Source organism: Megasphaera sp. AF13-6AC, assembly GCF_027685385.1.
Taxonomy (GTDB): Bacteria; Bacillota; Negativicutes; order Veillonellales; family Megasphaeraceae; genus Megasphaera; species Megasphaera micronuciformis.
Genome location: NZ_JAQCUN010000271.1, coordinates 1 through 908, shown reverse-complemented (window position 1 = coordinate 908; position 908 = coordinate 1). Strand labels below are relative to the sequence as shown.

1 protein-coding gene and 1 pseudogene are annotated in these 908 nt (G+C 49.6%); both read right to left on the bottom strand.

What is annotated here, in order from left to right:
- A pseudogene (locus PGX78_RS08785) lies at positions 1-252 on the bottom strand (4Fe-4S dicluster domain-containing protein); the annotation flags it as partial.
- On the bottom strand, positions 245-908 hold a 664-nt coding region (locus PGX78_RS08780), incomplete at its 5' end, for a molybdopterin oxidoreductase family protein (RefSeq protein ID WP_333524039.1). The gene PGX78_RS08780 and the pseudogene PGX78_RS08785, both read right to left, overlap by 8 nt.

Genomic DNA, 908 nt, shown 5'->3' with positions numbered 1-908 from the left:
GATCACGCTGTCTTCACCCATGGAAATGGCGTTAAAGGGACAAGCTTCCATGCACTTGGGCTTAGGGCATTGACGGCACTGTACGGGCTTTGTCATGTCTTTGGTAATTTGAATTTGGACGCGCGGCGTAAAGTCGTAACTGTCCGGGTCCATGTTGAATACATTCTTTCCCGTATGATTGACAACGCAGGCAATCATACAGGTGCGGCAGCCGATGCACAGCATAGGGTCCGATTTGATGAATTTATTCATTCGATGCCGCCTCCGTTTCTTCGAGAACGCCCGTTAAGCGGCGAATTTCTTTGTATCGTTCAATAACTTCCTGTTCGGCTGCTTTTTGGTCGTCGATTTTTTCAACGCGGCAGGCACAGTATTTGAATTCCGGTGTATTACTCTTCGGATCGAGTTTGGCGTTAGTCAATTCGTTGCACGCGCCGACCCACCACTGATAGGTCATGTACGTAGCACCCTTGGATACACGTTCTGTCGGCAAAGCTCTTGTAATCGTTTGGCCACGAGGCGAGAAGACACGCACCAGTTCACCGTCTTTAATGCCTAAAGCTTCGCAATCGTCGGGGTTCATTTGAATGAAGCCCGGTTCGTCGGCGAGGGATCGCAAGAGGCGGCAGTTACCCGTCATGGTACGGACGGAGTAGTGACCGACTTCGCGGACTGTAGACAAGGATAAGGGGAATTCTTCCGTTTCTTTTTCCTTTACAGGTGTAAAGGGGAAGAAGTAGAAATGTCCCTTTCCTTCCGGTTTGTTAAAGGTAGCCCCTTCGTGAAGGAATTTCGTGCCCTTATCTTTCGGGTCGCGAGTGTAGCAGGGCCACTGAATGCCGTAGTTGGCTTCCATTTTTTCATACGTAGCCCCGTAGTATTTCGGTGAAAGGGAAATCATTTCATCC